Origin of the sequence: Photorhabdus sp. HUG-39 (assembly GCF_963878365.1) — a bacterium.
GTDB classification, from domain to species: Bacteria; Pseudomonadota; Gammaproteobacteria; order Enterobacterales; family Enterobacteriaceae; genus Photorhabdus; species Photorhabdus kayaii.
Genome location: NZ_CAWNWY010000094.1, coordinates 1 through 1,583, shown reverse-complemented (window position 1 = coordinate 1,583; position 1,583 = coordinate 1). Strand labels below are relative to the sequence as shown.

1 protein-coding gene is annotated in these 1,583 nt (G+C 50.9%); it reads left to right on the top strand.

The window, feature by feature from the left end; genetic code table 11:
• Positions 1-80: 80 nt before the first annotated feature.
• A protein-coding gene (locus AAC155_RS24125) for an IS5-like element ISPlu14 family transposase (RefSeq protein WP_113044411.1) occupies positions 81-1,474 on the top strand; the annotation gives its coding sequence in 2 pieces (ribosomal slippage) (positions 81-648 and positions 648-1,474; 1,395 coding nt in all).
• Positions 1,475-1,583: the final 109 nt, after the last annotated feature.

Sequence of the window (1,583 nt, the reverse complement as noted above, 5' to 3'; positions counted from 1 at the left end):
CAGATTATTGACAAAGTGCTGGTTTTTTATCCGGCATTTTGTTTTAATTAAGTTCCGTTCACTCAACGGAGCTTGCCACCATGTTAAGATCCCCCCCTCTCCAGACTTTCCCGCCAGAAACGCTCTCGCTTGACGAGCTGGTCCCTAAAAATCATTTGGTCCGTCAAGTCGATGCTGCCATTGATTTCGAATTTATCCGCGAATTAGTCGCCCCGTTGTATTGCCACAATAATGGCCGTCCTGCTATCGATCCGGTCATGCTGATTAAAATGATGTTACTCGGCTACTTGTTTGGCGTCCCCAGTGAACGCCGTCTGGTACAGGAAATTCAGGTTAATGTGGCTTACCGCTGGTTTCTGCGCCTCGGACTGACAGAAAAGGTCCCTGATGCCTCAACCCTGAGCCAGAACCGCCGCCGCCGTTTCAATCATACCGCGGTCTTCCAACAGATTTTTGACCACATTGTTGAACAGGCGATAGCCAAAGGATTTGTGGGCGGACACGTACTCTATACCGACAGCACCCACCTGAAAGCCAGTGCCAATCCGCATAAATCGGAGAATGTCATGCGGTCGGTTCCTCCCGGCGCCTATGTTGACGCCCTGGATAAAGCCGTCACTCAAGACCGGGCGGCAGCCGGAAAAAAAGCCTGAAGCCAGCCCTTAAGGAACGGCAGAGAAAGACGAAGGTCAGTACCACTGATCCGGAAAGCGGGTTTATGCACCGGACCAACAAACCCAGGGGGTTCTTTTACCTTGACCACCGTACCGTGGATGGACAAGTCGGTATTATCACCGATACCTACGCCACACCGGGTAATGTCCACGACAGCCAGCCTTTTATCAAGCGTTTGACGCGTCAGTTAGAGCGTTTTGCTCTCAATCCCCTCGCGGTTGGGTTGGATGCGGGCTATTTTACGGCCCCGGTTTGTTATCTGACGGAACAGTTAGGCATTATCCCCATCATAGGTTATCGCCGGCCGAATAAGGGACCAAATACCTTTCAGAAGAAACATTTCACCTATGACCAGCTACAGGATTGTTATGTCTGCCCGCAGGGAGAAAAACTGATTTATACCACAACCGACCGTCAGGGATACCGGCATTATCAGGCCCCGGCGGCTATCTGCCAGTGTTGCCCGCAGCGTGATGCCTGCACGCACGCGAAAGGCGGAAAAACGATAACCCGTCATATCTGGGAGGCCAGTAAAGAGCAGGCCAGAGAAAACCGGCTAACGGAATGGGGTAAAAAAGTTTACAAGCGACGAAAGGAAACAATAGAGCGCAGTTTTGCGGATGCGAAGCAACATCACGGGCACCGTTATGCCCATTTTCGCGGGTTGCAGAAGGTGCAAATACAGTGTCTTTTGGCGGCAACTGCCCAAAATATCAAGAAGATAGCCTTGCTGGTCGCGATGCTTTGTTGTTTTTATCTCTGGAGGGCGAGCCAGTCAATGCCCGCGAAGCGAAAATAACGCCCTGACGGGCGATTGAATCGGGTCAATGAGGAAAATGAGTTGTATTATGATTCGTAATGAAAGGAACAAACCCCATTATTTTCAATGGGGTTTGTCAGCGGTCTGA